General features: G+C 73.0%; 21 protein-coding genes and 1 riboswitch. Of the genes, 10 read left to right on the plus strand and 11 right to left on the minus strand.

Annotated elements, in window-relative coordinates:
* Positions 1–76: 76 nt before the first annotated feature.
* Together ACFCXS_RS01690 and ACFCXS_RS01695 are read right to left on the minus strand one after the other, a co-directional pair.
* Positions 77–1,534: a metallophosphoesterase gene (locus ACFCXS_RS01690; protein WP_376640888.1), complete on the minus strand. Its 1,458-nt coding sequence runs from the start codon at positions 1,532–1,534 to the stop codon at positions 77–79.
* Positions 1,535–1,556: 22 nt separating this feature from the next.
* On the minus strand, positions 1,557–1,796 hold the full coding sequence (locus ACFCXS_RS01695) for an SCO4848 family membrane protein (protein WP_003992504.1): 240 nt from the start codon (positions 1,794–1,796) through the stop codon (positions 1,557–1,559).
* 91 nt (positions 1,797–1,887) lie between these two features.
* On the opposite strand from ACFCXS_RS01695, the gene ACFCXS_RS01700 reads away from it, so the two are divergent.
* Positions 1,888–3,195, plus strand: coding sequence for a D-alanyl-D-alanine carboxypeptidase family protein (locus ACFCXS_RS01700; RefSeq protein WP_376640890.1), 1,308 nt, complete (start codon positions 1,888–1,890; stop codon positions 3,193–3,195).
* Here the strand turns inward: ACFCXS_RS01700 and ACFCXS_RS01705 are convergent.
* Genes ACFCXS_RS01705 through ACFCXS_RS01720 form a run of 4 tightly spaced genes read right to left on the minus strand, consistent with a single transcriptional unit; the run spans position 3,143 to position 5,955 of the window.
* Positions 3,143–4,060, minus strand: coding sequence for a YihY/virulence factor BrkB family protein (locus tag ACFCXS_RS01705; protein ID WP_376640892.1), 918 nt, complete (start codon positions 4,058–4,060; stop codon positions 3,143–3,145). The two genes, ACFCXS_RS01700 and ACFCXS_RS01705, sit on opposite strands and share 53 nt — an antisense overlap.
* Positions 4,048–4,500 carry a GtrA family protein gene (locus ACFCXS_RS01710; RefSeq protein ID WP_376640894.1) on the minus strand — a complete coding sequence of 151 codons (453 nt, stop codon included), beginning with the start codon at positions 4,498–4,500 and terminating at the stop codon, positions 4,048–4,050. The genes ACFCXS_RS01705 and ACFCXS_RS01710 overlap by 13 nt, the downstream gene beginning before the upstream one ends.
* The gene (locus ACFCXS_RS01715) at positions 4,497–5,441 is read right to left on the minus strand and encodes a decaprenyl-phosphate phosphoribosyltransferase (protein ID WP_376640896.1); all 945 of its coding nucleotides are present in this window, start codon (positions 5,439–5,441) and stop codon (positions 4,497–4,499) included. Before ACFCXS_RS01715 ends, ACFCXS_RS01710 begins: the two co-directional genes overlap by 4 nt.
* Positions 5,434–5,955 carry a phosphatase PAP2 family protein gene (locus ACFCXS_RS01720; protein WP_376640898.1) on the minus strand — a complete coding sequence of 174 codons (522 nt, stop codon included), beginning with the start codon at positions 5,953–5,955 and terminating at the stop codon, positions 5,434–5,436. The genes ACFCXS_RS01715 and ACFCXS_RS01720 overlap by 8 nt, the downstream gene beginning before the upstream one ends.
* Positions 5,956–6,088: 133 nt before the next feature.
* Here ACFCXS_RS01720 and ACFCXS_RS01725 point away from each other — a divergent pair, with 133 nt between their 5' ends.
* The gene (locus ACFCXS_RS01725) at positions 6,089–7,471 is read left to right on the plus strand and encodes an FAD-binding protein (RefSeq protein ID WP_376640900.1); all 1,383 of its coding nucleotides are present in this window, start codon (positions 6,089–6,091) and stop codon (positions 7,469–7,471) included.
* A 22-nt stretch (positions 7,472–7,493) separates the two neighbouring features.
* Positions 7,494–8,249 carry a decaprenylphospho-beta-D-erythro-pentofuranosid-2-ulose 2-reductase gene (locus tag ACFCXS_RS01730; RefSeq protein ID WP_352095522.1) on the plus strand — a complete coding sequence of 252 codons (756 nt, stop codon included), beginning with the start codon at positions 7,494–7,496 and terminating at the stop codon, positions 8,247–8,249.
* Positions 8,250–8,632: 383 nt separating this feature from the next.
* On the opposite strand, the gene ACFCXS_RS01735 is transcribed toward ACFCXS_RS01730, so the two are convergent.
* The gene (locus ACFCXS_RS01735) at positions 8,633–9,211 is read right to left on the minus strand and encodes a 2'-5' RNA ligase family protein (RefSeq protein ID WP_376640902.1); all 579 of its coding nucleotides are present in this window, start codon (positions 9,209–9,211) and stop codon (positions 8,633–8,635) included.
* 140 nt (positions 9,212–9,351) lie between these two features.
* Entirely contained in the window at positions 9,352–10,365 is a 1,014-nt protein-coding gene (trpS, locus tag ACFCXS_RS01740; RefSeq protein ID WP_376640904.1) for a tryptophan--tRNA ligase, read from the minus strand.
* 220 nt (positions 10,366–10,585) lie between these two features.
* Here trpS and ACFCXS_RS01745 point away from each other — a divergent pair, with 220 nt between their 5' ends.
* The gene (locus tag ACFCXS_RS01745; RefSeq protein ID WP_376640906.1) at positions 10,586–11,281 is read left to right on the plus strand and encodes a hypothetical protein; all 696 of its coding nucleotides are present in this window, start codon (positions 10,586–10,588) and stop codon (positions 11,279–11,281) included.
* A gap of 87 nt (positions 11,282–11,368) precedes the next feature.
* Here ACFCXS_RS01745 and ACFCXS_RS01750 read toward each other — a convergent pair whose 3' ends face one another.
* The 3 genes from ACFCXS_RS01750 to ACFCXS_RS01760 all read right to left on the minus strand — a co-directional run bounded on the left by ACFCXS_RS01750 (position 11,369) and on the right by ACFCXS_RS01760 (position 14,609).
* Positions 11,369–12,814 carry a glycine hydroxymethyltransferase gene (locus tag ACFCXS_RS01750; protein WP_376640908.1) on the minus strand — a complete coding sequence of 482 codons (1,446 nt, stop codon included), beginning with the start codon at positions 12,812–12,814 and terminating at the stop codon, positions 11,369–11,371.
* Between the two features lie 31 nt (positions 12,815–12,845).
* Positions 12,846–12,932, minus strand: a riboswitch (ZMP/ZTP riboswitch).
* 122 nt (positions 12,933–13,054) lie between these two features.
* Positions 13,055–14,239: a glutathionylspermidine synthase family protein gene (locus tag ACFCXS_RS01755; protein WP_376640910.1), complete on the minus strand. Its 1,185-nt coding sequence runs from the start codon at positions 14,237–14,239 to the stop codon at positions 13,055–13,057.
* Positions 14,240–14,255: 16 nt separating this feature from the next.
* Positions 14,256–14,609, minus strand: coding sequence for a hypothetical protein (locus tag ACFCXS_RS01760; RefSeq protein WP_376640911.1), 354 nt, complete (start codon positions 14,607–14,609; stop codon positions 14,256–14,258).
* 126 nt (positions 14,610–14,735) lie between these two features.
* On the opposite strand from ACFCXS_RS01760, the gene ACFCXS_RS01765 reads away from it, so the two are divergent.
* The 6 genes from ACFCXS_RS01765 to ACFCXS_RS01790 all read left to right on the plus strand — a co-directional run bounded on the left by ACFCXS_RS01765 (position 14,736) and on the right by ACFCXS_RS01790 (position 23,265).
* Positions 14,736–15,581, plus strand: coding sequence for a hypothetical protein (locus ACFCXS_RS01765; RefSeq protein ID WP_376640913.1), 846 nt, complete (start codon positions 14,736–14,738; stop codon positions 15,579–15,581).
* A gap of 113 nt (positions 15,582–15,694) precedes the next feature.
* A complete protein-coding gene (locus ACFCXS_RS01770) occupies positions 15,695–16,273 on the plus strand; it encodes an antibiotic biosynthesis monooxygenase (RefSeq protein ID WP_351635922.1) in 579 nt (192 codons plus the stop codon).
* A gap of 30 nt (positions 16,274–16,303) precedes the next feature.
* The gene (pabB, locus tag ACFCXS_RS01775) at positions 16,304–18,988 is read left to right on the plus strand and encodes an aminodeoxychorismate synthase component I (protein WP_376640916.1); all 2,685 of its coding nucleotides are present in this window, start codon (positions 16,304–16,306) and stop codon (positions 18,986–18,988) included.
* A complete protein-coding gene (locus tag ACFCXS_RS01780; RefSeq protein ID WP_376640918.1) occupies positions 18,985–20,508 on the plus strand; it encodes an AMP-binding protein in 1,524 nt (507 codons plus the stop codon). The genes pabB and ACFCXS_RS01780 overlap by 4 nt, the downstream gene beginning before the upstream one ends.
* A 22-nt stretch (positions 20,509–20,530) precedes the next feature.
* Positions 20,531–22,090, plus strand: coding sequence for a class I adenylate-forming enzyme family protein (locus tag ACFCXS_RS01785; RefSeq protein WP_376640920.1), 1,560 nt, complete (start codon positions 20,531–20,533; stop codon positions 22,088–22,090).
* A complete protein-coding gene (locus ACFCXS_RS01790; RefSeq protein WP_376640922.1) occupies positions 22,087–23,265 on the plus strand; it encodes an FAD-dependent oxidoreductase in 1,179 nt (392 codons plus the stop codon). The genes ACFCXS_RS01785 and ACFCXS_RS01790 overlap by 4 nt, the downstream gene beginning before the upstream one ends.
* Positions 23,266–23,325 lie beyond the last annotated feature (60 nt).

A 23,325-nucleotide genomic window follows, 5' to 3' on the forward strand; every position in this document is an offset into this window, starting at 1 on the left:
ATCTTGTGAGTTGGGAAAGAACTTACCGATGCGCCTTTCGGTCCGGTTTCACAGTGTTCCCACAGGGTCCTCGTGGTCAGGCCTGCTTCGACGCGAGCTCGATGACGGTGATGTCCGACGGTGCGCCCACGCGGGTGGGCGGGCCCCAGGCTCCGGCGCCGCGCGAGACGTAGAGCTGGGTGTCGCCGTAGCGGTCCAGCCCCGCGAGGGTGGGGTTGGCGGCGGAGGCGATGAGGTTGCCGGGCCAGAGCTGGCCGCCGTGGGTGTGGCCGGAGAGCTGGAGGTCGACGCCGTGCTCGACGGCGTCGTGGATCTGGACCGGCTGGTGGGCGAGCAGCACGCACGCGCGTGCGGTGTCGCGGTCGCCGAGCGCCTTCGCGAAGTCGGGGCCCTGGCCCTCGTCCTCGCCCGCGACGTCGTTGACCCCGGCGAGGTCGAAGTACGGCATCTCCCTGCGGGCGTTCTCCAGGGGGGTGATGCCCAGGCGGCGGACCTCCTCGACCCACTGTTCGGCGCCGGAGAAGTACTCGTGGTTGCCGGTGACGAAGTAGGAGCCGTGACGGGCCCTCAGCCGGGCGAGCGGGGCGGCGGCGGGGCCGAGGTCCTTCACACTGCCGTCGACCAGGTCGCCGACGACCGCGATCAGGTCGGGCTGGGTGCCGTTGATCGTGTCGACGACCTTCTGCGCGAAGCCGCGTCCGAGGACCGGGCCGAGGTGGATGTCGCTCACCACGGCGATGCGATACCCGTGCGCGGCGCGCGGCAGTTTGGCCAGCGGCACGGTGACCCGCTTCACCTCGGGCCCACGCAGCACACCGTAGGTGCCGTACCCGACGGTCCCGACAGCAGCGGCGGCGGCCGCCCCGGCGACGACCCGGGAGACGAAGAGGCGGCGGGAAGGGCCGGCGGGAGCGTCGGGTGCGGGGTCCGCGGTGGTGGGCCGCTGGGGCACGCCCTCGGTGCCCTGTGCGCCGTCGATGCCGGGCACCCCCTCGGTGCCAGGTGCGCCGTCGGTGCCGGGCGCGCCCTCGGCGCCGGGTCCCCGGTCGGTCTGCGAGGGCGGGGGCGTCGCGGGGGCGCCGGGCCGGGAGGCGGCCGCGGGTGCCGTCGCGGGCTCGGGTGCGGGCGTCTGGGCCGTCGGTGCGGTCGTCGCGGCCGTGGGTGCGCCGGTGACGGTACCGCTCTCGTGCAGGGCCTGCTCCGTCCGCCCGGCCCGGTGTTCGAGGAAGCGGCGCAGCAGCGGGCGGACGATCTCGCCGGCCACCACGGCGAGCAGCAGGTATATCGACAGGGCCAGCCACAGGAAGCCCGGCCAGGCCAGCACCTGCTGGAGCCGGAAGGGGGCGCCGGAGCGTTCGGCGACCAGGGCGGCGATCGCGAGCACCCAGCCGCCCGCGATGAGGACCGCGCCCGCCCGGCGGACGAGGCCCGGGCCGCTGGTCGTGTCGCGGAACAGACGGCGCCACACGTACCAGTTGGCCGTCACGACGACGGCCAGGACCAGCACTGCGACGAGTACGAAAACGATGACCACGGTGCCGTGTCTCCCGATCGCCCTATGACGTCCGGCGCAGTGCGCGCAGACCACGCAACCCGATGGCCCCGATGACCGTCCCCAATACGAAGGAAACGACGGCGAGCAGCAGGTGCACCCAGAAGTAGGCCGTGGGACGACCGTCGTCGAAGGCGAGCCCGCTGCCGTCCTTGACCAGGTTCTTGACGAAAGTGATCCAGATGACCCAGCTCCACACCCCGAAGGCGAGCAGGAACCAGGAGACGGGGCGGCTGAGCTTCATGCACCCAGTATCGCCAGGCCGTGTCCGGTTCCGTTCGCGGGGTGGGGCCGGAGACGGGACTTCCCCCCGTACGGCATGTACGTTTCCGATCGTGCCCGCTCCGAACAAGACCACCAGGCGATCCCTACTGGTCACCTCCGCCGTCCTGTCGTCCCTCGCCCTGGCCGCACCCGCCGCCGTCGCCGCGCCGAAGCCCTCGGACAGCCCGTCGGCGAGCGCGAGCCCCTCGGCCACTCCGCCGGCCTCGATGTCGAGCGTGGGCGGCGCCCGGCTCGGCAAGCCGGGCACGCAGGTGAACCTGGCGGCCGGCGTACCGGCGCTGCCGAAGGACGTGAGCGCGCGCTCCTGGATCGTCACCGACGCCGAGTCCGGAGACGTGCTGGCCGCGCACAACGCGCACTGGCGTCTCGCCCCGGCGAGCACGCTGAAGATGCTGTTCGCGGACACGCTGCTGCCGAAGTTCCCGAGGGACACCAAGCACAAGGTCGTGCCCGCCGACCTGGCCGGTATCGGAGCGGGCTCCAGCATGGTCGGGATAAAGGAGGAGGAGACGTACACGGTCCACGACCTGTGGCTGGGCGTCTTCCTGCGCTCGGGCAACGACGCCGTGCACGTGCTGTCCGCCATGAACGGGGGCGTCGACAACACCGTCAAGGACATGAACGCGCACGCCGAGGAGCTCCAGGCCCTCGACACGCACGTCGTCAGCCCGGACGGCTACGACGCCGAGGGGCAGGTCTCCTCCGCGTACGACCTGACGCTGTTCGCCCGCTCGGGGCTGCAGAAGAAGGACTTCCGGGAGTACTGCTCGACGGTCAGCGCCAAGTTCCCGGGGCAGACGAAGAAGGGCAAGAAGGGCAAGCAGGTCCGCGAGTCCTTCGAGATCCAGAACACCAACCGGCTGCTCGCCGGTGACTCCGACGTGCCGGTATACCAGGGCATCGCGGGCGTCAAGAACGGCAACACCACCAACGCGGGCGCCACCTTCACCGGTGTCGCCGAGCGCGGCGGCAAGGTGCTGCTGGTGACGGTGATGAACCCGGAGAAGCCCGAGCACAACGAGGTCTACAAGGAGACGGCCCGGCTGTTCGACTGGGGCTTCAAGGCGGCCGGGAAGGTGCAGCCGGTCGGCGAGCTGGTGCCGCCCAAGGGCGCCGAGCAGGCCGAGCCCGGAGCGAACCCCTCGGGCGAGGCGGGCGGCTCCGGGGACGGCGGCAGCGGCACGGCCGGGACCGGTTCGAAGCCGGTGGCCAGTGCCCCGGCCGCGGACGGCTCCAGCGGCATCGGGACCGCGCTCGGCATCACGGGTGGGGTGCTGGTGCTGCTCGCGGGCGGCGCGTTCCTCGTCAACCGCCGTTGGCCGCTGCCGGATCTGGTGCGCCGCCGTACTCGTCCCTGATCTCGGGGACCTCGTCCTCTTTGCTCTGCGTCGCCGTCCAGGCGGCGCAGAACAGCACCAGCTTCGAGGTGAAGTTGATCCACAGCAGCAGCGCGACGGGCACCCCGAACGCGCCGTACATGCTTTTCGCCGCCACGCCCTGCAGATAGCCGCTGAGCAGCAGTTTCAGCAGTTCGAAGCCGATCGCGCCGGTCAGCGCCGCCACGAACAGGCGGTGGCGGGTGGGCTCGACGCCGGGCAGCAGCGTCAGGACGTAGAGCAGGAGCAGGAAGTTCGCGAGCACGGCGATCAGGAACGCGGCGATGTGCAGCAGGACCCCGCCCCAGCCGCCCTCGTCGATGCCGGCTTCTTCGGTGATCCAGCCGATCATCGCGGAGGCGACGGCGGAGGCGGCGATGGTGACGAGGAGCGCGCCGCCGAGGCCGATCAGGACGCCCGCGTCCTTGCCGTAGCGCAGGACGGGGTTCTCCTCCTCGTCGGACAGCTCCCACACCGCCCGCAGGCACTCACGCATCGAGCCGGCCCAGCTGACGCCGGTGAAGAACAGCAGGGCGCCCGCGATGAGCCCGATGGTGCCGGCGTTGTCGACCAGTCCGGCGATGTCGAGCTGGTCGGAGATGCCGGGGACCTGCTCGGCGAGCTTGTCCTGAAGCTGGTGTTCCTGCGCTGTGCTGAGCGTGGCGGCGGCGATGGTGGCGGACACCGTCAGCAGCGGGAACAACGCGACGAAACTGGTGAAGGTCATCGCGGCGGCCAGCCGTGTCCACTTCACACGGTCGAGCCGCTCGTACGACCGCCACGCGTGAGTGATCATCAGCCGCTCCGCCCACGGCCCGACCACCGGGATTCTTTTCAGCCAGTCCATGATCCGACTCTGCCCTCCGCCCGGAACACCCATGTACGGGTACCCCAGAACCGCAGGACTGTGGCCAGCGCCATACCGACGACCGCGCCGGAGACGGTGTCCGCGCGCTGCGAGGTGAGGCCGAGGCCGTAGTGGCTGACGGCCAGGCAGAGCAGTTGCACGGCGGCCCCGGCGAGGTTCACCGCGAAGAACACGGCGTACGCCCGCAGGCCCGGTGCGTGTGCGGTGCGGTAGGTGCCGAGGGCGTTGCCCGCGTAGGCGACCGTGCAGGCGGCCAGGAACGACAGGGACTTGGCGGTGATCGGGTCGAGTCCGGCGGGGCCGCGCAGGGCGGTGAACAGGGCGAGGTCGACGGCGTAGGCGAGGAGACCGACGCCGGCGAAGCCGAGCAGTTCCCGGCGGTCCGGGAGCGGGGTGCTCCGCCAGGTGCGCGTGGTCACCAGTTGGCCACGGCCAGGCCGTACATCGCCACCCAGGCGACGCCGATGAGCGCGAGGGCGCGGTCGCCCAGGACGACGTCCTCGGGTTCGCCGGCCGTGCCCCGGTCGGCGAAGACGGCGTAGCGCAGGATCGCCAGGATGAAGGCGACCATGGACAGTTGGCGCCAGGGCAGCACGCTGGTGTGCGGGACGCCGCCCTCCTCCATGGCCCACAGGCAGTAGCCGAGGACGGCGACGCCGGCCGCGAGCTGCCAGACGAAGCGGAGGTAGCCGGTGGTGTACTCGGTGAGCAACGCGCGGGTGGCGCCCGCCTTTCCGGCCATCTGGACGGCTTCCGAGTAGCGCTTGGCCGACACCATGAACAGCGCGCCGAAACCGGTGGTGATCAGGAACCAGCGCGAGAGCGGGATGCCGAGGGCGAGTCCGCCGACCATGGCCCGCATCAGGAAGCCGGTGGTGATGACGGCGAGGTCGACGACCAGGACGTGCTTGAGGCTGACGCAGTAGGCCAGTTGCATGGCCAGGTAGGCGGTCAGCAGGCCGGCGACGGCCGGGCCGCACAGCCAGGCCGCGGCGGCGGGCGCGAGGACGCCCAGGCAGCCGCCGACGGCGTAGGCGACGGGTACCGGGACCTGCCCGGCGGCGACCGGGCGGTGCCGTTTGACGGGGTGGGCGCGGTCGGCGTCGGCGTCGCGGGCGTCGTTGACGAGGTAGACGGCTGCGGCGCAGGCCGTGAAGAGGCAGAAGACGAGGGCGAGTCGGAGCAGCGCGTGCCGGGAGAAGAGCTCGCCGGCGGCGGCCGGGGCGGCCACCACGAGGACGTTCTTGACCCACTGCTTGGGGCGCGCGGTCCTGAGGAGACCGGCCGGGAGACCGCCCTTGCGGGGTGGTGCGGGCCGCTCCTCGTGGGTGCGCTGCCGCAGGACGGCCGTCTCAGCCATGGTGGACGCCCTCCCGCATCCAGCGGGCGCCGAGCCGGGCCGTGAGGGCGCCGAGGGCCGCCCCGGCGGCGATGTCCGTGGGGAAGTGGACACCGGCGACCAGCCGTGAGACGCACACCAGGCCGGCGAGCGGCGGGACCGCGTGGGCGCCCAGGGCGCCGAAGGCGACGGCCGCGGCCGCCGCGGAGGCGGCGTGCGAGCTGGGGAAGGAGTGCCGGCCGGCGGTGCGCACCAGGGGCTCGACGTGCGCGGGGCGCGGTCTGCGCACGACCCGTTTCACCCCCATGCTGACCAGGTGCGCGCCCGCGGTCAGTGCGGTGCCGCGCAGCCACGCGCCGCGTCGCCCGCCGTCGACGGCGGCTCCGGCGAGCCCCGCCGCCAGCCACAGTGCCGCGTGCTCCCCCGCCCAGGACAGGGCACGAGCGGCGCCGGCGACGCGTGGGTCGGTGCCGCACTCCCTGAGCGCCGTAACGATCCGGTGGTCCATGTCGTGCAGGTCGTCGAGGTCGTCCATGTGGACTCACTGTTCACGCCCTTCAGGCCTGAACTCCGGCAATATTGGGCGACATCCCATTAATCACCCATTTCGGGGAGGGATGCCATGTTCGCTAACTATTCGCTCTCATCGGGGCGATACGGTCACGGACATGTCTGCCGACACCGATTCCGACCCGGACGTCATGGGCCTGGACCACACCACCGTCACGGGCTGGGGCCGCACTGCCCCCACTGCCGCATGGGTGGTCCGCCCCCGGACGTACGAGGAGGCCGCGGCCGCCGTCCGGGACTGCGGGGCGCGCGGCGGGATCCCCCGGGGCCTGGGACGGGCGTACGGGGACGCGGCGCAGAACGCGGGCGGGTCCGTGCTCGACATGACGGGCCTGGACCGGGTGCACGCGATCGACGCCGACGGCGGCACCGTGCTGTGCGACGCGGGCGTCTCCCTGCACCGGCTGATGGAGGTGCTGCTGCCGCTCGGCTGGTTCGTGCCGGTCACCCCCGGCACCCGCTACGTCACCGTCGGCGGGGCGATCGGCGCCGACATCCACGGCAAGAACCACCACGTCTCCGGCTCCTTCGCGCGGCACGTGCTCGCCCTCGAACTGCTCACCGCCGGCGGCGAGATCCGCACCGTGGTCCCCGGCACGCAGTTGTTCGACGCGACGGCCGGCGGCATGGGCCTGACCGGCGTGATCCTCACCGCGACGATCCGGCTCCAGCCCGTCGAGACGTCGCTGATGTCCGTCGACACCGAGCGGGCGACGGACCTGGACGACCTGATGGCCCGGCTGGCGGCCACCGACCACCGCTACCGCTACTCGGTCGCCTGGATCGACCTGCTGGCCCGGGGCGCCGCCACCGGGCGCGCGGTTCTCACCCGCGGCGACCACGCCCCCCTGGACGCGCTCCCCGCCCGCCTGCGCCGGGACCCGCTCGCCTTCCGCACCCCCCGCCTCCCGGCCACCCCGGCGGTCCTCCCCGAGGGCCTGCTCAGCCGGACGACGGTGGGCCTGTTCAACGAGCTCTGGTACCGCAAGGCCCCCCGCGCCCGCACCGGCCGGCTCCAGCGGATCTCCGGCTTCTTCCACCCCCTGGACGGCGTGCCCCACTGGAACCGCGTCTACGGCCGCGGCGGCTTCGTGCAGTACCAGTTCGTCGTCGGCCACGGCCGGGAGGACGCCCTGCGCCGCATCGTGCGCCGCATCTCCGAACGCCGCTGCCCGTCCTTCCTGGCCGTCCTCAAGCGCTTCGGGGAGTCGGACCCGGGCTGGCTGTCCTTCCCCGTGCCGGGCTGGACGCTGGCCCTGGACATCCCGGCTGGCCTGCCCGGCCTCGGCGCGTTCCTCGACGAACTGGACGAGGAGGTCGCCGCCGCGGGCGGGCGCGTCTACCTCGCCAAGGACGCCCGGCTGCGCCCGGAACTCCTCGCGGCCATGTACCCGCGCCTCGACGACTTCCGCGAGCTGCGCGCCCGGTTGGACCCGCGCGGGGTGTTCGTGTCCGACCTGGCCCGCCGCCTCAGTCTCTGAGCAACCCCTAGGAGCTGCTGTCATGAAGGACGCCTTCGGCCTCCCCCAGTCCCTGCTCGTCCTCGGCGGCACGTCGGAGATCGCGCTGGCCACCGCCCGCCGCCTGATCGCCCGCCGCACCCGCACGGTCTGGCTGGCCGGCCGCCCCTCCCCCGCCCTGGAGGAGGCCGCCGGGCAGCTGCGCGGGCTCGGCGCCGACGTGCACACCGTCGCCTTCGACGCCCTCGACCCGGCCTCCCACGAGGCCGTGCTCGGCAAGGTCTTCGCCGAGGGCGACGTCGACATGGTGCTGCTCGCCTTCGGGCTGCTCGGCGACCAGGCCCGCGACGAGCGGGAGCCCGAGGCGGCGGTGCGGGTCGCCCAGACCAACTACACCGGCGCGGTGTCGGCGGGTCTGGTGTGCGCCCGCTCGCTCCAGTCCCAGGGGCACGGCTCGCTGGTCGTGATGTCGTCCGTCGCGGGCGAGCGGGCCCGCCGCGCGAACTTCATCTACGGCTCCAGCAAGGCCGGTCTCGACGCCTTCGCGCAGGGCCTGGGCGACGCGCTGCACGGCACGGGCGTGCACGTCATGGTCGTCCGCCCCGGCTTCGTGCGGACGCGGATGACCGCCGGGCTGCCCGAGGCACCGCTGGCGACGACGCCCGAGGCGGTCGCGACGGCCGTGGAGCTGGGGCTGCGGCGCCGCTCGGAGACGGTGTGGGTGCCGGGGACGCTGCGCGTGGTGATGGCGGCGCTGCGGCACCTGCCCCGCGGGGTGTTCCGGCGGCTGCCGATCTGACCGCCGGGGTGCCCCGGCGACCGGCCGTCGGGCCGGCTGGGTGTTCCTGCGGCTGCCCGTCCGGCAAGGTGTCCCGGCGACCAGCCGTCGGGCCGGCTGGGTGTTGCGGCGGCTGCCCGTCCCGCCGGCAAGGTGCCCCGGCGACCGGCTAGGTGTTCCTGCGGCTGCCCGTCCGGCAAGGTGTCCCGGCGACCAGCCGTCGGGCCGGCTAGGTGATCCGGCGGCTGCCCGTCCCGCCGGCAAGGTGCCCCGGCGACCGGCTAGGTGCTCCTGCGGCTGCCCGTCCGGCCGACCAGGTGATCCGGCGGCTGCCCGTCCCGCCGGCGGGATGTTCCGGCGGCCGGCCGTCGGACCGGCGAGGGGTTCCGGCGAGCGGCGGCGGCTCAGCGGGTGGGGACCGAGCCGCGCTCCACCCGTCCGGCCTGCGGGGGGACCACCGAGCCGCCGAAGGGGAAGTCACGGAGCTTGCGCCAGACGCCGTCGGCGCCCTGCTCGTAGAGGGCGAAGCCGGTGCAGGGCCACTCGGCCTCGTAGCCGGAGAGCTCCTCGAAGGCGCGGTCCATGGCAGCCTCGTCGATGCCGTGCGCCACGGTGACGTGCGGGTGGTAGGGGAACTGCAGTTCGCGGGGGGCCGGACCCGCGGGGTCGCGGACCTGCTGCTGGAGCAGCGTGCAGGCCTCGGCACCCGCCGCGACCCGGACGAACACCACCGGCGACACGGGCCGGAAGGTGCCGGTGCCGGACAGCCGCATGGGGAACGCGCGGCCTGCCGCGGCGACCTCGGCCAGATGCGCCTCGACGGCCAGCAGGGCGCTCTCGTCGACCTCTGTCGGCGGCAGCAGGGTGACATGCGTGGGGATGCCGTGAGCAGAGGCGTCGCCGAAGCCCGCGCGCAGCTGCTGGAGCTCGCTGCCGTGAGGCTCCGGGACCGCGATCGAGACACCGATCGTTACGGTCCCCACGTCGTCTCCCGTCGTGTCAGTGTGGCCGTTGATACGACCACCCGGTTATCGACTGTACGGCCACGACCGGGTTACGGGCAGGCGCAACCGGAGTGATGTACAGCGCTGTTCGGTGGTACGGATGTGTGCCGGAGGCCGGTTCAGTGCTTGGCGGGCAGGAAGCCGACCTTGTCGTACGCCTGCGCGAGAGTCTCCGCGGCGACCGCGCGGGCCTTCTCGGCGCCCTTGGCGAGGATCGAGTCCAGCGTCTCGGGGTCGTCCAGGTACTGCTGGGTGCGCTCCCGGAACGGCGTCACGAAGTCGACCATGACCTCGGCGAGGTCCGTCTTGAGCGCGCCGTACATCTTGCCGGTGTACTTCTCCTCCAGCTCGGCGATGCTCTCGCCGGTGAGGGTCGAGTAGATCGTCAGGAGGTTGCTGACGCCCGGCTTGTTCTCGGCGTCGTAGCGGATGACCGTCTCGGTGTCGGTGACGGCGCTCTTGACCTTCTTGGCCGTGGCCTTCGGCTCGTCGAGGAGGTTGATGAGGCCCTTCGGCGTGGACGCCGACTTGCTCATCTTGATCGACGGGTCCTGGAGGTCGTAGATCTTCGCCGTCTCCTTGAGGATGTACGGCTTCGGCAGGGTGAAGGTCTCGCCGAACCGGCCGTTGAAGCGCGTGGCGAGGTCACGGGTGAGCTCGATGTGCTGGCGCTGGTCCTCGCCGACCGGGACCTCGTGGGCCTGGTAGAGCAGGATGTCCGCGACCTGGAGGATCGGGTACGTGAACAGGCCGACCGAGGCGCGCTCGGCACCCTGCTTGGCGGACTTGTCCTTGAACTGGGTCATCCGGCCGGCCTCGCCGAAGCCGGTGAGGCAGTTCATGATCCAGGCGAGCTGGGCGTGCTCGGGGACATGGCTCTGCACGAAGAGCGTGCAGCGGTCCGGGTCGAGGCCCGCCGCGAGGAGCTGGGCCGCGGCCAGGCGCGTGTTCGCGCGCAGGTCCTTCGGGTCCTGCGGGATGGTGATCGCGTGCAGGTCGACGACCATGTAGAACGCGTCGTGGGTCTCCTGCAGAGCCACCCACTGGCGGACGGCGCCGAGGTAGTTGCCGAGGTGGAACGAGCCGGCGGTGGGCTGGATCCCGGAGAGCACGCGAGGTCGGTCAGAGGCCATGCTCACCATTCTCTCAGGTCCCGGGGGCCGATCCGGAACCGGCCGGAAACAGACGAGGTCCCGTTCGGCCCCGGCGGTGTAACAAGAGGTTGAGGCACAGGACCGCCCCGGGCGTCCGGGGTGGGGCGGATGCGGAGGGGGACCGATGCGGGCGCGAGGTGGGGCGGGCAGAACACGGTGTCGTCGCCGGGTGGGCCGGGCACGGTCGTGGGGCCGGGTCGTGCGGTGGGGGCTGGCGCTGGCCGTGGCGGGTGTTCCTGCTGTGGGTGTGGCGGGGACGGCGGCCGCCGCCCTCCCGGTGCGGGGGCGGGACGTGCCCGACGTGGCGATGGTCGTCGCGGGCGGCACGGGGCGGACCGCCGCCGTGCGCTCGGGGCAGCGTGACTTCGCCCGGCTGTGGCAGCTGCTGCAGCCCACGCACATGGAGACCGAGCGGGTGCCGGACGACTGGGCGGAGGGGGACTTCCCGCAGGTGCGGCTCACGGTGCTCTGGGGGCTGTCCGGGGTCGGCGGCTGGCCGAGCACGAACCGGCCGCCGGGCGGGGACGTGGCCGTCGCACGCCAGGACCAGCTGCTGGTGGCCGAGGACGGCACGCCCTGGGTGCGCTCGGACCCCAGTCCCACCGTGGAGGACGACGACATCCGCTGGCACCGGGCGCCACGTTCCGTGTTCGGCCGGTTCGACCTCGCGCGGCTGATCGGTGACGCGGAGGGCGGGCCCGTCGGGAGCACGGCCGCCGCCGGGGACCTGGACGGTTGGGTGCGGGACGACGTCCGGTGGGCGGTGACGGCGGGGGCGCTGGGGCTCGCGTCCGGAGCGGGCGGCACGCTGCTGATACGGCGCGCGGCGGCCCGGCGGGAAGCCGGACCGCCGCGGGAGGAGCCGCGTCAGGTGCTGATCGACCTGGACGACTGACGGGCCGAGGGCGTCGGGCCGCGTCCTCGACGAGTGACCTGCGAAGGTGTCGGCCCGAGTCCCTGGACGGGTGACGGGCCGCGGGCCTCAGCCCAGGTCGATCTCCGGGTAGAGCGGGAAACCGGCCACGAGGTCGGTGGCGCGGTGGGAGATCTCGTCGGCGATCTTCGCGTCGAGGACGTGGGACGCCTTGGAGGGTGCTCCCGACTTGGTCGTGCCCGGCTCGGCGGTGGTGAGGACACGGTCGATGAGGCCGGCGACCTCGTCCATCTCGGCGGTGCCCAGGCCGCGGGTGGTCAGGGCGGGGGTGCCGATGCGGATGCCGGAGGTGTACCAGGCGCCGTTCGGGTCGGCGGGGATGGCGTTGCGGTTGGTGACGATGCCCGAGTCGAGCAGCGCGGCCTCGGCCTGGCGGCCGGTGAGGCCGTAGGAGGAGGCGACGTCGATCAGGTTCAGGTGGTTGTCCGTGCCGCCGGTCACCAGGGTCGCACCCCGGCGCATCAGGCCTTCGGCCAGCGCTCGGGAGTTGTCGACGATGCGCTGGGCGTAGTCCCGGAAGGACTCCTGGCGGGCCTCCGCGAGGGCGACGGCCTTGGCGGCCATGACATGCGGGAGCGGGCCGCCGAGGACCATCGGGCAGCCGCGGTCGACCTGGTCCTTGAGCGAGTCGTCGCACAGGACCATGCCGCCGCGGGGGCCGCGCAGCGACTTGTGGGTGGTGGTCGTCACGATCTGGGCGTGCGGGACCGGGTCGAAGTCGCCGGTCAGGACCTTGCCCGCGACCAGGCCGGCGAAGTGCGCCATGTCGACCATGAGCGTCGCGCCGACCTCGTCGGCGATCTCCCGCATGATCCGGAAGTTCACCAGACGGGGGTAGGCGGAGTAGCCGGCGACGATGATCAGCGGCTTGAACTCGCGGGCGGAGGTGCGCAGCGCCTCGTAGTCGATGAGGCCCGTGGCCGGGTCCGTGCCGTAGGAGCGCTGGTCGAACATCTTGCCGGAGATGTTCGGGCGGAAGCCGTGGGTGAGGTGGCCGCCGGCGTCCAGGGACATGCCGAGCATGCGCTGGTTGCCGAAGGCCTGGCGGAGCTCGGCCCAGTCGGCGTCGGTGAGGTCGTTGATCTGGCGGACGCCGGTCTTCTCCAGGAAGGGGACCTCGACGCGGGCGCCGAGGACGGCCCAGAAGGCGACGAGGTTGGCGTCGATGCCGGAGTGCGGCTGGACGTAGGCGTGGCGGGCGCCGAAGAGTTCCTTGGCGTGCTCGGCGGCGAGGGACTCGACGGTGTCGACGTTGCGGCAGCCGGCGTAGAAGCGGCGGCCGATGGTGCCCTCGGCGTACTTGTCGCTGAACCAGTTGCCCATGGTCAGGAGCGTGGCCGGGGAGGCGTAGTTCTCGGAGGCGATCAGCTTGAGCATCTCGCGCTGGTCGGCGACCTCCTGGCCGATGGCGTCCGCCACGCGGGGTTCGACGGCGCGGATCACGTCGAGGGCGGCGCGGTAGGCGGTGGAAGCGGGGGTGAGCTCTGCTGACATGGGGACCTCCGGACGTTGCGTTCAGCGTTCACGGTACGGCCCAGGCGCACGGCTCTGTCTGCTCGGGCCGCTCCCCGATGGTTCGTCCCATCCCAGCGCGCCAGTCACGGCCCATTGATCAGGGTACCGGCTGGGTTCGGGGAGCGTCTGCCTGGTTGCTCTTCGTTGCCGAGTGCGGGTGGTCTGTGGTTGATCGCGCAGTTCCCCGCGCCCCTATAGGGACGTGACCCTGAGCCCCGACTAGAGGATCACGTGGGGCAGGAATCTTGCGTACTCGTCCGTTATCAGGCCCGAGGACTCGCGGATGCCCAGGCCCGCCGACTCGTTCTCCACCACCCAGGCGCCCAGGACCACCCGGTTGCCGTCGAAGTCGGGCAGCGGGGCCAGCTGCTGGTAGACGCAGGGCTCGTCGCGGAGGGTGGGGGCGGCTCCGGGCTCGTGGATCGTGACGCCCGCGCCCTCGCGGCCGAGGAGGGGCTTCGCCACCCAGCCCGTGGAGGACGGCAGGTCCCGGGGGCCGTCCAGGTACGCCGGGAGGAGGTTCGGGTGGTCCGGGTACAGCTCCCAGAGGATGGCCAGCAGCGCCTTGTTGCTGAGCAGCATCTTCCAGGCCGGTTCTATCCACAGGGTGGAGCCCGTGCCGCCGCCGTTGTCGAGGGTGTCCAGGACATGGTCGGCGAAGCGGTCGGTGGTGAGCCACTCCCACGGGTAGAGCTTGAAGACGCTGCGGATGAAGCGGAGGCGGTTGTCGACGAAGCGGCCGGAGAGGCGGTCCCAGCCGATCTCCTCCATGGCGATCCAGTCGGTGGCCAGGCCCGCCTGCTCGGCCGTCTCCTTGAGGTAGGCGACCGTCATCATGTCCTCGCCGAGTTCGTCGGCGGAGGAGTACGCGAAGTACAGGGGGCTGCCGGGCGGCAGGAGGGCGGCCTGCTTCTTCCACGCGTCGATGAGGCGTTCGTGGAGGGAGTTCCACTGGTCGGCGCCGGGGAAGCGGTCCTCCATCCAGAACCACTGGGGTGACGCGGCCTCGACCAGTGAGGTGGGGGTGTCGGCGTTGTACTCCAGGAGCTTGGCCGGGCCGGTGCCGTCGTAACGGAGGTCGAAACGCCCGTAGACGGAGGGGAGTTCGGCTCGGCGCTGCCAGGCCTCGGCGACCGTGCGGACCACCCGGGGGTCGGTGATGCCGAGGTCGGCGAAGCGGTCCTCGGTGACGATGTGGCCGGCCGCCGCCAGGCACATGCGGTGGAGGTCCTCGACGACCTCCTCCAGGGCCTCGACCTCCTCCAGCGAGAAGACGTAGTACCCGCTCTCGTCCCAGTAGGGGCGCAGGGAGTCGTCGGGGTAGCGGGTCAGGGGGTAGATCAGGCCCTGTTCCTCGACGGTCTGCTGCCAGCCGGGGCGGGGTTCGACGGTTCTGCGTTCCATCTGCCGTGTCCGCCCGTCAGCCGCCGCCGCTGCCGGAGCCCGAGCAGCCGAAGCCGCCCCGGTCGACGGCCTCGCTGCGGCTGAAGGTGCCGTGGTCGGCGTAGCCGCTGCTGACGTCGGCGTCGTAGTACCAGTCGGCGTCGGCGGTCCTGGTCTTGCCGGTCTTCTTGCGGCCCTTGCCCGAGGAGGACGTGCCGGACGAGCAGTTCTTGTCGGCGACGATCTTGTAGCCGTTGATGTAGTCGTAGCTGTCCCGGTCCACGCAGCGGCGGTCCGGGTCGGAGCCGCAGGCGGACAGGGCCGCCGCGAGGACGCCCATGCCGCCCAGCACCACCGTGCTCGAGCGCAACCGTCGCCGTGTTTCAGCCATGTGCGTGTCTCCCCGTGTCTCCCCGTCCGTGCACTGACAAGCGGTCAGCCTAGAGATGGGTGAGGACGGGCGCGCATGGCCCCCCGTTCACGACCGCTCGCCTACTGTCGGTTTGTGATTTTTGGAATGGTGTGCGCCCTTGGTGCGGCCGTCTGCTTCGGTACGGCGACGGTGTTGCAGGCGATCGCCGCGCGGTCGGCGGCGGCCACCGGGCCGGGCGGGGACGTGGCGCTGCTGTGGCGGGCGCTGCGGCAGTGGCGGTACCTCGCCGGGCTCGCGCTGGACGGGATGGGCTTCGTGCTGCAGATCCTGGCGCTGCGATCGGTGCCGATCTACGCCGTGGGAGCCGCGCTGGCCGCGAGCCTCGCGGTGACGGCGGTGGTCGCGGCGCGGCTGCTCAAGGTGCGGCTGAGCCGCGTGGAGTGGGCGGCGGTGGCGGTGGTGTGTGCCGGGCTCGCGCTGCTGGGGCTGGCGTCGGGGGCGGAGGGCGACGAGTCCGGGCCGGGCTGGCTGCCGTGGGCGATGCTCGGGGCGGCGGCCGGGGTGCTGCTGCTCGGGGCGTTCGGCGGGCGGCTGCCGGAGCGGGGGCGGGCGCTGACGCTCGGGCTGGGGGCGGGGCTGGGGTTCGGGGTGGTGGAGGTGTCGGTGCGGCTGATCGACGGGTTCTCGCCCGGTGAGCTGTTCCCGAATCCGGCGACGTACGCGCTGCTGCTCGGCGGCGGGGCGGCCTTCCTGCTGCTCACCACGGCCCTGCAGCGCGGGTCGGTGACCACGGCGACGGCCGGGCTGGTGCTCGGGGAGACCGTCGCGCCCGCGCTGATCGGAGTGGTGTGGCTCGGGGACCGCACACGGCCGGGGCTGGGGTGGCTGGCGATCCTCGGTTTCGCGGTGGCGGTGGCGGGGGCGCTGGCGTTGTCGCGGTTCGGGGAGGCGCCGGTGGAGGCGGAGGAGGGCGCCGTGGCGCCACGCTAGGGGCGGGTTTCCGGCTGTCGAAAGTCCGTACCTTCGGGGGTGATCTTGCGAACGGCCGGAAAATTGTTTGTTGAAACTTGAACGCGGGGTGAGCGCTTTCCGTACGGGACGGCGTGACCAGTAATCCCGTCACGGTCACCGTGGCCTATCGCGTGTCGCCGGGCCGTGCGGCCGACTTCCATTCCTGGGGGTGGGCCATGCTGGGCGCGACCGCGCGGCAGCCGGGATTTCTGGGGGGTGGGGTACTTGTCGACGGAGGGGCGGAGTGGCATGTCGTCTATCGCTTCGCCAGCGAGGGTTCGGCCCTGGCCTGGGAGAAATCAGACTCCCGGGAGCGGTGGGACGCCCGGCTGGAGGGGGTCGCCCGGGAGGCGGAGCGCCGGAGGGTGCCGGGCGCCCGGGCCTGGTTCGACGCGCAGACGCTGACACCCGCGCCGCCGGCTCCGCCGTCGAAATGGAAACTGTGGTTCGTGAATATGAGCGCGGTTTTCCCGCCGGTGCTCCTGTTCAATCTGACGGTTCTCCCCTATCTCGGTGACCTCAATGCACTGTTTCGCACACTGTTGCTGTGTCTGTGTGTGACGGCCCTTGTCACCTGGATTCTCATGCCTCGGCTCCAGCGTTTCTTCAGGAAATGGCTGTATCCGTCGCTCCAGGCACTGCGCGGCCGGCACAAACGCCGGGCCACATAGGCCCGCGAACGAACAGAGGGAGGTGGGCGGGTGAAGACCCTGCTCATCGACAATTACGACTCGTACACGTACAACCTGTTCCAGCTGATCGCCGAGGTCAACGGAGAGGAGCCGGTGGTGGTCCGCAACGACGCGCCCGTCGACGACCTCCCCGATCTCCGTACGTTCGACAACCTCGTGGTGTCCCCCGGACCCGGGCACCCGGGCGAGGCGCGTGACTTCGGCATCGTGGGCAGGCTGCTCGCGGCCTCCCCGGTTCCGGTGCTCGGGGTGTGTCTGGGGCATCAGGGCATCGCGCTCGGGGAGGCCGGCCGGGTGGGGCCCGCTCCACAGCCGCGGCACGGGCATCTGTCCACGGTCCGGCACGACGGACGGGACCTGTTCCACGGGCTGCCGCAGCACTTCACCGCCGTCCGCTACCACTCGCTGGCCGTGCGCGAGCCGCTGCCCAAGACGCTGGAGGCCACGGCCTGGTCGGAGGACGGCGTCCTGATGGGGCTCCGGCACCGCACACGGCCGCTGTGGGGAGTGCAGTTCCATCCCGAGTCGGTCCTCACCGAGTACGGGCACCGCATGCTCGTGAACTTCCGCAACCTCACCGCCGAGCGGGCCGGCAAGCTGCGCCCGAAGAACACGTCCGTGCCGTCGCACGTGGGAGTACGGCGGCGGCCCGGCGTCCCGGAGTGCGACATGGGGGTGTGGCGGGCGGGGACGGGCCTGCCGGACACCGGGCGCCCGCGCAAGCCCGCGACGGCGGCCGTCTTCCAGGTCGCCGCGGTCTCCCAGAGGGCTGTCGTCCCCCTCAGCACGGCGAAAGCACCGGGCGGGACCGCTTCCGCGAACATGGGCGGTCCGGCCGCAGGGCAGGGCGGGGCCGCTTCGGCGCGCATGGGTGTCCCGGCCGCAGAGCAGGGCGGGACCGCTACGGCGCACACGGGCGGCTCGGCCGCAGGACAGGGCGGGACCGCTACGGCGCACACGGGCGGCTCGGCCGCAGGACAGGGCGGGACCGCTACGGCGCACACGGGCGGCTCGGCCGCAGGGCAGGGCGGGACCGCTACGGCGCACACGGGCGGCTCGGCCGCAGGGCAGGGCGGGACCGCTACGGCGCACACGGGCGGCTCGGCCGCAGAGCAGGGTGCGTCCGTCGGTGTCGGTGGGTCCGCCGACGTGCACGGGCCCTCCGTCGGCTTCCCACGGCCCCGTCGTCCCGGGCGGGCCGGTTACCGGCTGCACACCCGGCGGATCAGCGGTGCCGTCGACACGGAGGCGGTCTTCGGGCGGATGTTCGCGGGGTCGCCGCGATCCTTCTGGCTGGACAGTTCGCTGGTCGAGCCGGGGCGGTCGCGGTTCTCGTTCCTCGGGGACGACCAGGGGCCGCTCGCCGAGTTCGTGCGGTACGACGTCACCGCCGGGCGGTGTGAGATCGAGCGGGCGGGCCGGCCGGTGCGGCGGGTCAGAGCGAGTGTCTTCGACTACCTCAAGCGGCAGCTGACCACCCGCCGGGTGGACGCGACCGGGCTGCCGTTCGACTTCACCGGCGGCTACGTCGGCTACTTCGGCTACGAGGTGAAGGCCGACTGCGGGTCGGCCAACCGGCACCGCTCCCCCGCCCCGGACGCCGCCTGGCTGTTCGCCGACCGGGTGATCGCGGTGGACCACGAGGAGGGCTTCACCTACGTCGTGTGCCTGGCGGAGGACACCCCGCAGGCCGCGAGCGAGGCCGCCGACTGGCTGGACGGTGTGCTGGCCGGCCTCTCCTGCGTGGCGACGGAGCAGCCGCCGCTGCCCGGGCCGCCGGCCCCGGCCGACCCCGGCGCCGCCGAGCCGTGGCTGGTGCGCGACCGGGCGACCTATCTCGCGGACATCGAGGCCTGCCGGCAGGCGTTGCGGGCGGGCACCAGCTACGAGGTCTGCCTGACGAACGCCGCCCGGCTGCCCGCGCCGCCCGACGCGCTGGAGTTCTACCGGACACTGCGCCGCGACAACCCGGCCCCGTACGCGGCGTTCCTGAGGTTCGGGGAGCTGGAGGTGGCCGGTTCCTCGCCCGAGCGGTTCCTGCGGATCGGCCGGGACGGCACCGCCGAGGCCCGGCCCATCAAGGGCACCGCGCCCCGGGGCGAGGAACCGGAGGAGGACGCCCGGCTGCGGGACGCGCTCGCGGCGGACGCCAAGACCCGGGCCGAGAACCTGATGATCGTCGACCTGCTGCGCAACGACCTGGGGCGGGTGTGCCGGACCGGGAGCGTACGGGTCTCCCAGCTGATGGCCACGGAGACGTACGCCACCGTGCACCAGCTGGTGTCGACCGTCGAGGGCAGGCTGCGGCCCGGTACGGACGCGGTGGACTGCGTGCGGGCCTGCTTCCCGGGCGGGTCGATGACCGGCGCGCCGAAGCTGCGGACGCTGGAGATCATCGACTCGCTGGAGACCGAGGCCCGCGGCGTCTACTCCGGAGCCCTCGGCTACTTCGGGTGCGGCGGCGGAGCGGACCTCAGCATCGTGATCCGTACCGCCGTCTTCGCCGACGGCCAGGTGCATCTCGGGGCGGGCGGCGCGATCGTGCTCGGCTCCGACCCGGAGGCCGAGTACGAGGAGATGCTGCTGAAGACGGCGGCCCCGATGCGGGCCCTGCACCGGCACACCGCCGACCGGATGCGCCGGCAGCCCCCGCCGGGGCAGAAGGCCGGTGCGGCCGGGGAGGCCCGGCGATGACCAGTCCACAGGCCACGCTGAGCCCGGCCGGGACCGGAGCGCCCGGGAACCTCGCGGCGCACCTGGCGGAACTCGCCGAGCGGCGCGGATGGACCGCGCGGACCGCCTTCCACCAGGGGCACCGGGCCTGGACCCACGGTGAGGTGCACGGCCTCGCCGCCCGCGCGGCCACCGTGCTGGCCGGCCACGGGGTGCGCCCCGGCGACCGTGTGCTGCTCGCGCTGCCGGACTCCCCGGCCTGGGTGACGGCCTTCCTCGCCACCGCCCGGCTCGGGGCCGTCGCGGTCCCGGTCAACCCCGAACTCCCGGCCGCCGACCACGCGTTCCTGGCCGAGGACACCGACGCCGTGCTGTGTGTGACGGGGCCGGGCCTGGAGGGGCGGTTCGCCGGCCGGGCGGGGCTCGGCGCCGACCAGCTGATGGCCCTCGCCCCCGCCGCCGATCCGGCCCCCGCGCACCGGGTCGACGCGCACAGCCCGCTCTACGTGCAGTACACCTCCGGCACCACGGGCCACCCCAAGGGCGTCGTGCACACGCACGGCGATCCGCGCACCTACCACGACCTGGTCGGGCGGCGGGTGCTGCGGATCACGGCGGAGGACGTCACCCTGTCGGTGTCGAAACTGTTCTTCGCCTACGGCTTCGGCAACGCGTTCGTCTTCCCCCTGTTCTCGGGCTCCTCCGCAGTCCTGGTCGACCGGCGGCCCTCTCCGGCCGCCATCGACGAGCTCGCGGCCCGGCACCGGGTGACGCTGCTGTACTCCGTGCCGTCGGCGTACGCCGCGCTGGTCGCCGAGCGGGGCCACGGGCACGAGGGCTGCTTCGCCTCGGTGCGGGCCGCCGTGTCGGCCGGTGAGGGGCTGCCGGAGGCACTGGCCCGGCAGGTGACCGCGCTGCTGGACGCGCCGGTGCTGGAGCAGATCGGCTCCACCGAGGCCGGTCACGCGTTCTGCGCCAACGGCTTCGCCCACAACCACCCGGGCACCGTGGGGCTTCCCGTCCCCGGCTTCGAGGTGGAGCTGCGCGACCGCGACGGGCATCCGGTGCCGGACGGCGCCGAGGGCGAGATGTGGGTGCGCGGGCCGACGGTGACGCCCGGCTATCTCGGCCGGCCCGAGGAGACCGCCCGGGCCCTGGTGGGCGGCTGGCTGGCCACGCGGGACCGGGCCCGCCGCGAACCGGACGGCACGTACCGGCACCTGGGGCGCGTCGACGACATGGAGATGGTCGGCGGCATCACCGTCTCCCCGCTGGAGGTGGAGGCCGTGCTGCGCGGCCATCCGGCGGTGCGGGAGGTGGCCGTCGCGGCGGTTCCCGACGGGCGCGGCGCGAGCCGCCTGCGGGCCTTCGTGGTCCCCGCGGCGCCGGTACGCGACGGTCTGGCCGACGAGTTGACCGGCCTGGCGCGCGAGAGCCTCGCCGCCTTCAAGGTCCCCCGCAGCGTCAGCTTCGTCCCGTCGCTGCCCCGCACTCCGACCGGAAAACTCCGCCGCCATCTGGTCCGCGAGGGCGCCTGGTGAACACCACGGAGAGGACGACCCCATGAGACAGCACCTGCTCGCCGACCGAGGGTTCTATCTGGGACCGGTCTTCCGGCGTGCGGCCGACCGGCACGGGCCGGTCTTCGTCACCCTCGACCGGCCGCTGGACGTAGCCCCCTCCCTCGGGGCCGACCTGAGCTACACCGTGCTGGCCGAGGTGGTGGAGGAGGTCTCGGGGCGGTTGTGGGAGGCGGGGGTACGGCCCTCGGAGCAGGTCGTGGTGCACAAGGCGGACAATGTCGACATCATGCTGCTGACCTGTGCCGTCTCCCGTATCGGGGCCGTGCCCGTGCTGCTGTCGCCGACGCTGGCCCCGGAGGTGGCGGGGCAGCTCCTCGCACGGCTGCGGCAGCCCTGGCTGGTCACCGACGCCGCGACGCTGGACGGCCTGAAGGGCATCGCCCTGTCCGGTCTCGTACGGCGCACCCTGTCCGTGGACGACGCTCCCCGTGCCGAGCCCCTGGCGAAGTACACCGGCGCCGAACCGCCCCCGCCCGTCCGGCTGCACCCGCGCGAACCCGCCCTGATCACCCACAGTTCGGGCACCACCGGCGTCCCCAAGCTGGCCGTGCACTGCGCGCGGACCATGTGGAACCGGCTCGTGCCGCAGCAGGCGATGGGCCGGCCCACCCGGGGCGAGACCGCCGCGCTGCACATGTCGTTCGTGCATTCGCGCTTCTACCATCTGCTCGGCGTGCTGCTGCACTTCGGCAGCCCGCTCGTGCTGATCACCGACCCGGATCCGGCCGCGGTGGGCCCGCTGCTGGCCCGGCACCGGCCCGGCATCGTGGAGACGCACCCCAACACGTTCGTGCTGTGGGAGGAGCTGGCCGACGCGCCCGGGGCGCCGCTGTCCCGGGTCCGGTCGTACGGCTCGACGTTCGACGCGATCCATCCACGCACCGTGCGGCGGCTGCTGGACGCCTCGCGGCGCCGTACGCCCTGGCTGATCCAGCTGTACGGGCAGAGCGAGACGGGCCCGGTGGCGTTCCAGGTGGTGACCCGGCGCAGTGCGGCCCGGGCGGACGGCCGCCGGGTCGGCTACGGGATACCCGGTTTCACCCGGGTCCGGGTGACCGACGCCGAGGGCGCGCGGGTCCCGCCGGGCACCCCGGGCCGGATCGAGGCGCGCACGCGGGGCCGGATCCTCACCTACCTCGGCCTGCCGGACCGCTACGACCGTCAGCTCACCGACGGCTGGTGGGAGATGGGCGACATGGGCTACCGGGACCGGCTGGGGGCGCTGTACCTGATCGACCGTGAGGTCGACCGGATCGACGCGGTGCACAGCAACCTGGAGGTCGAGGACACCCTGATGTCCCGGCTGGAGGAGCTGCGCGAGGTCGTGATCGTGCCGGGGGCGGACCGCGAGCCGGTGCCGGTGGTGTGCGTGCGCGGCGAGCGGCCCCTGGACCCGGAGCGCTGGCGGCGGGCCACGGCGGGGCTGCCGGCGATGGCCGAGCCCCGGCAGTGGCGGTTCGAGGAACTGCCGATGACGGCGACCTGGAAGGTGAAGCGGGTGGAGATCGCCCGGATGCTCACCGAGGGTGTGCGGGCATGACCCCGGTGGTGGTCGTGGGCGCCGGGCCCGTGGGCCTGTCGGCGGCCCTCGCGCTGCGGGCGCACGGCCTGCCGGTGACGCTGCTGGAAGCCGACCCGCAAGACCGTGAACGGCCGGGCAGCCGGGCCCTGTTCGTGCACCGGGAGACCCTCGCCCTGCTGGACGCGATGCTGCCCGGCCTCGCCGCCGAGATCACCTCGTTCGGGCGGACCTGGCACACCAGGCGCACCCTGTACCGGGGCCGTGAGGTCTACGCCCGGACCTTCCCGCCCCCGTCCGGCCCGCCTCCCTTCACCAGCCTGCGCCAGACCGACACCGAGCGGTTCCTGCGCGCGGCCTGTGAGCGGGCCGGGGTCGACTTCGTGTGGGACGCCCGTGTGACGGGCGTGCACAGCACGGCGGACGGGGTCCGGCTGACGGATGCCGCCGGGCGGGAGTGGAGCGCTTGCCGTGTCGTCGCCGCCGACGGGGCCCGCTCCGCGGTCCGGCGCGCGCTGGGCATCGAGCTGGAGGGCACCCGGGGCGAGGGCTTCCACGTCGTCGTGGATGTCGCCGATGTGCCGGGCGCCGAACTGCCGTGGGAGCGCATCTTCCACTACGAGCATCCCGGGGCCGGCGGGCGCAGTGTGATGCGGGTGCCGTTCACCGGGGGTTTCCAGGTCGACCTGCAGTGCCGCGACGCGGACCGGCCGGAGGAGTTCGGCACCGAGGAGGCCGTACGGCGCTGGCTGCCCGCGGTCGTCGGGGAGGGCTACGGCGAGCGGATCCTGTGGGTGTCGACGTACCGCTTCGTGCGCAAGGTGGCGGCCTCGTTCACCGACCCGCACCGGCGGGTGCTGCTGGCCGGCGAGGCGGCGCATCTCTTCCCGCCGTTCGGGGCGCGCGGGATGAACAGCGGGATCGCGGACGCGGCGGCCGCCGCCGAGGCGATCGCCGCCGGGACCGGCGAGGCGGTCGCGCACTTCGCGGAGGTGCGGCGCGCTGCGGGGCTGTTCAACAGCGCCGCGGCCGGTACGGCCCTGGAGCATCTGCGGCCGCGCCGCCGGGCCGTCCGGGTCAGGCAGCGGGCCGCGGCGGCCCTGGCGCCGATGCTGCCGTGGTGTGGATCCTGGCTGGAGCACGCGCCGTACGGGCCCCGGCACGGGGCGCCCGCGGTCGCGGGCCGCACGTACTGAGGAGGGCAGCGTGGTGACGGGACCGGAGGTGGCGCGGGCCGCGCGCGTACCGAGGAGGGC

This window comes from Streptomyces sp. NPDC056373 (genome assembly GCF_042262425.1).
GTDB lineage: Bacteria > Actinomycetota > Actinomycetes > Streptomycetales > Streptomycetaceae > Streptomyces.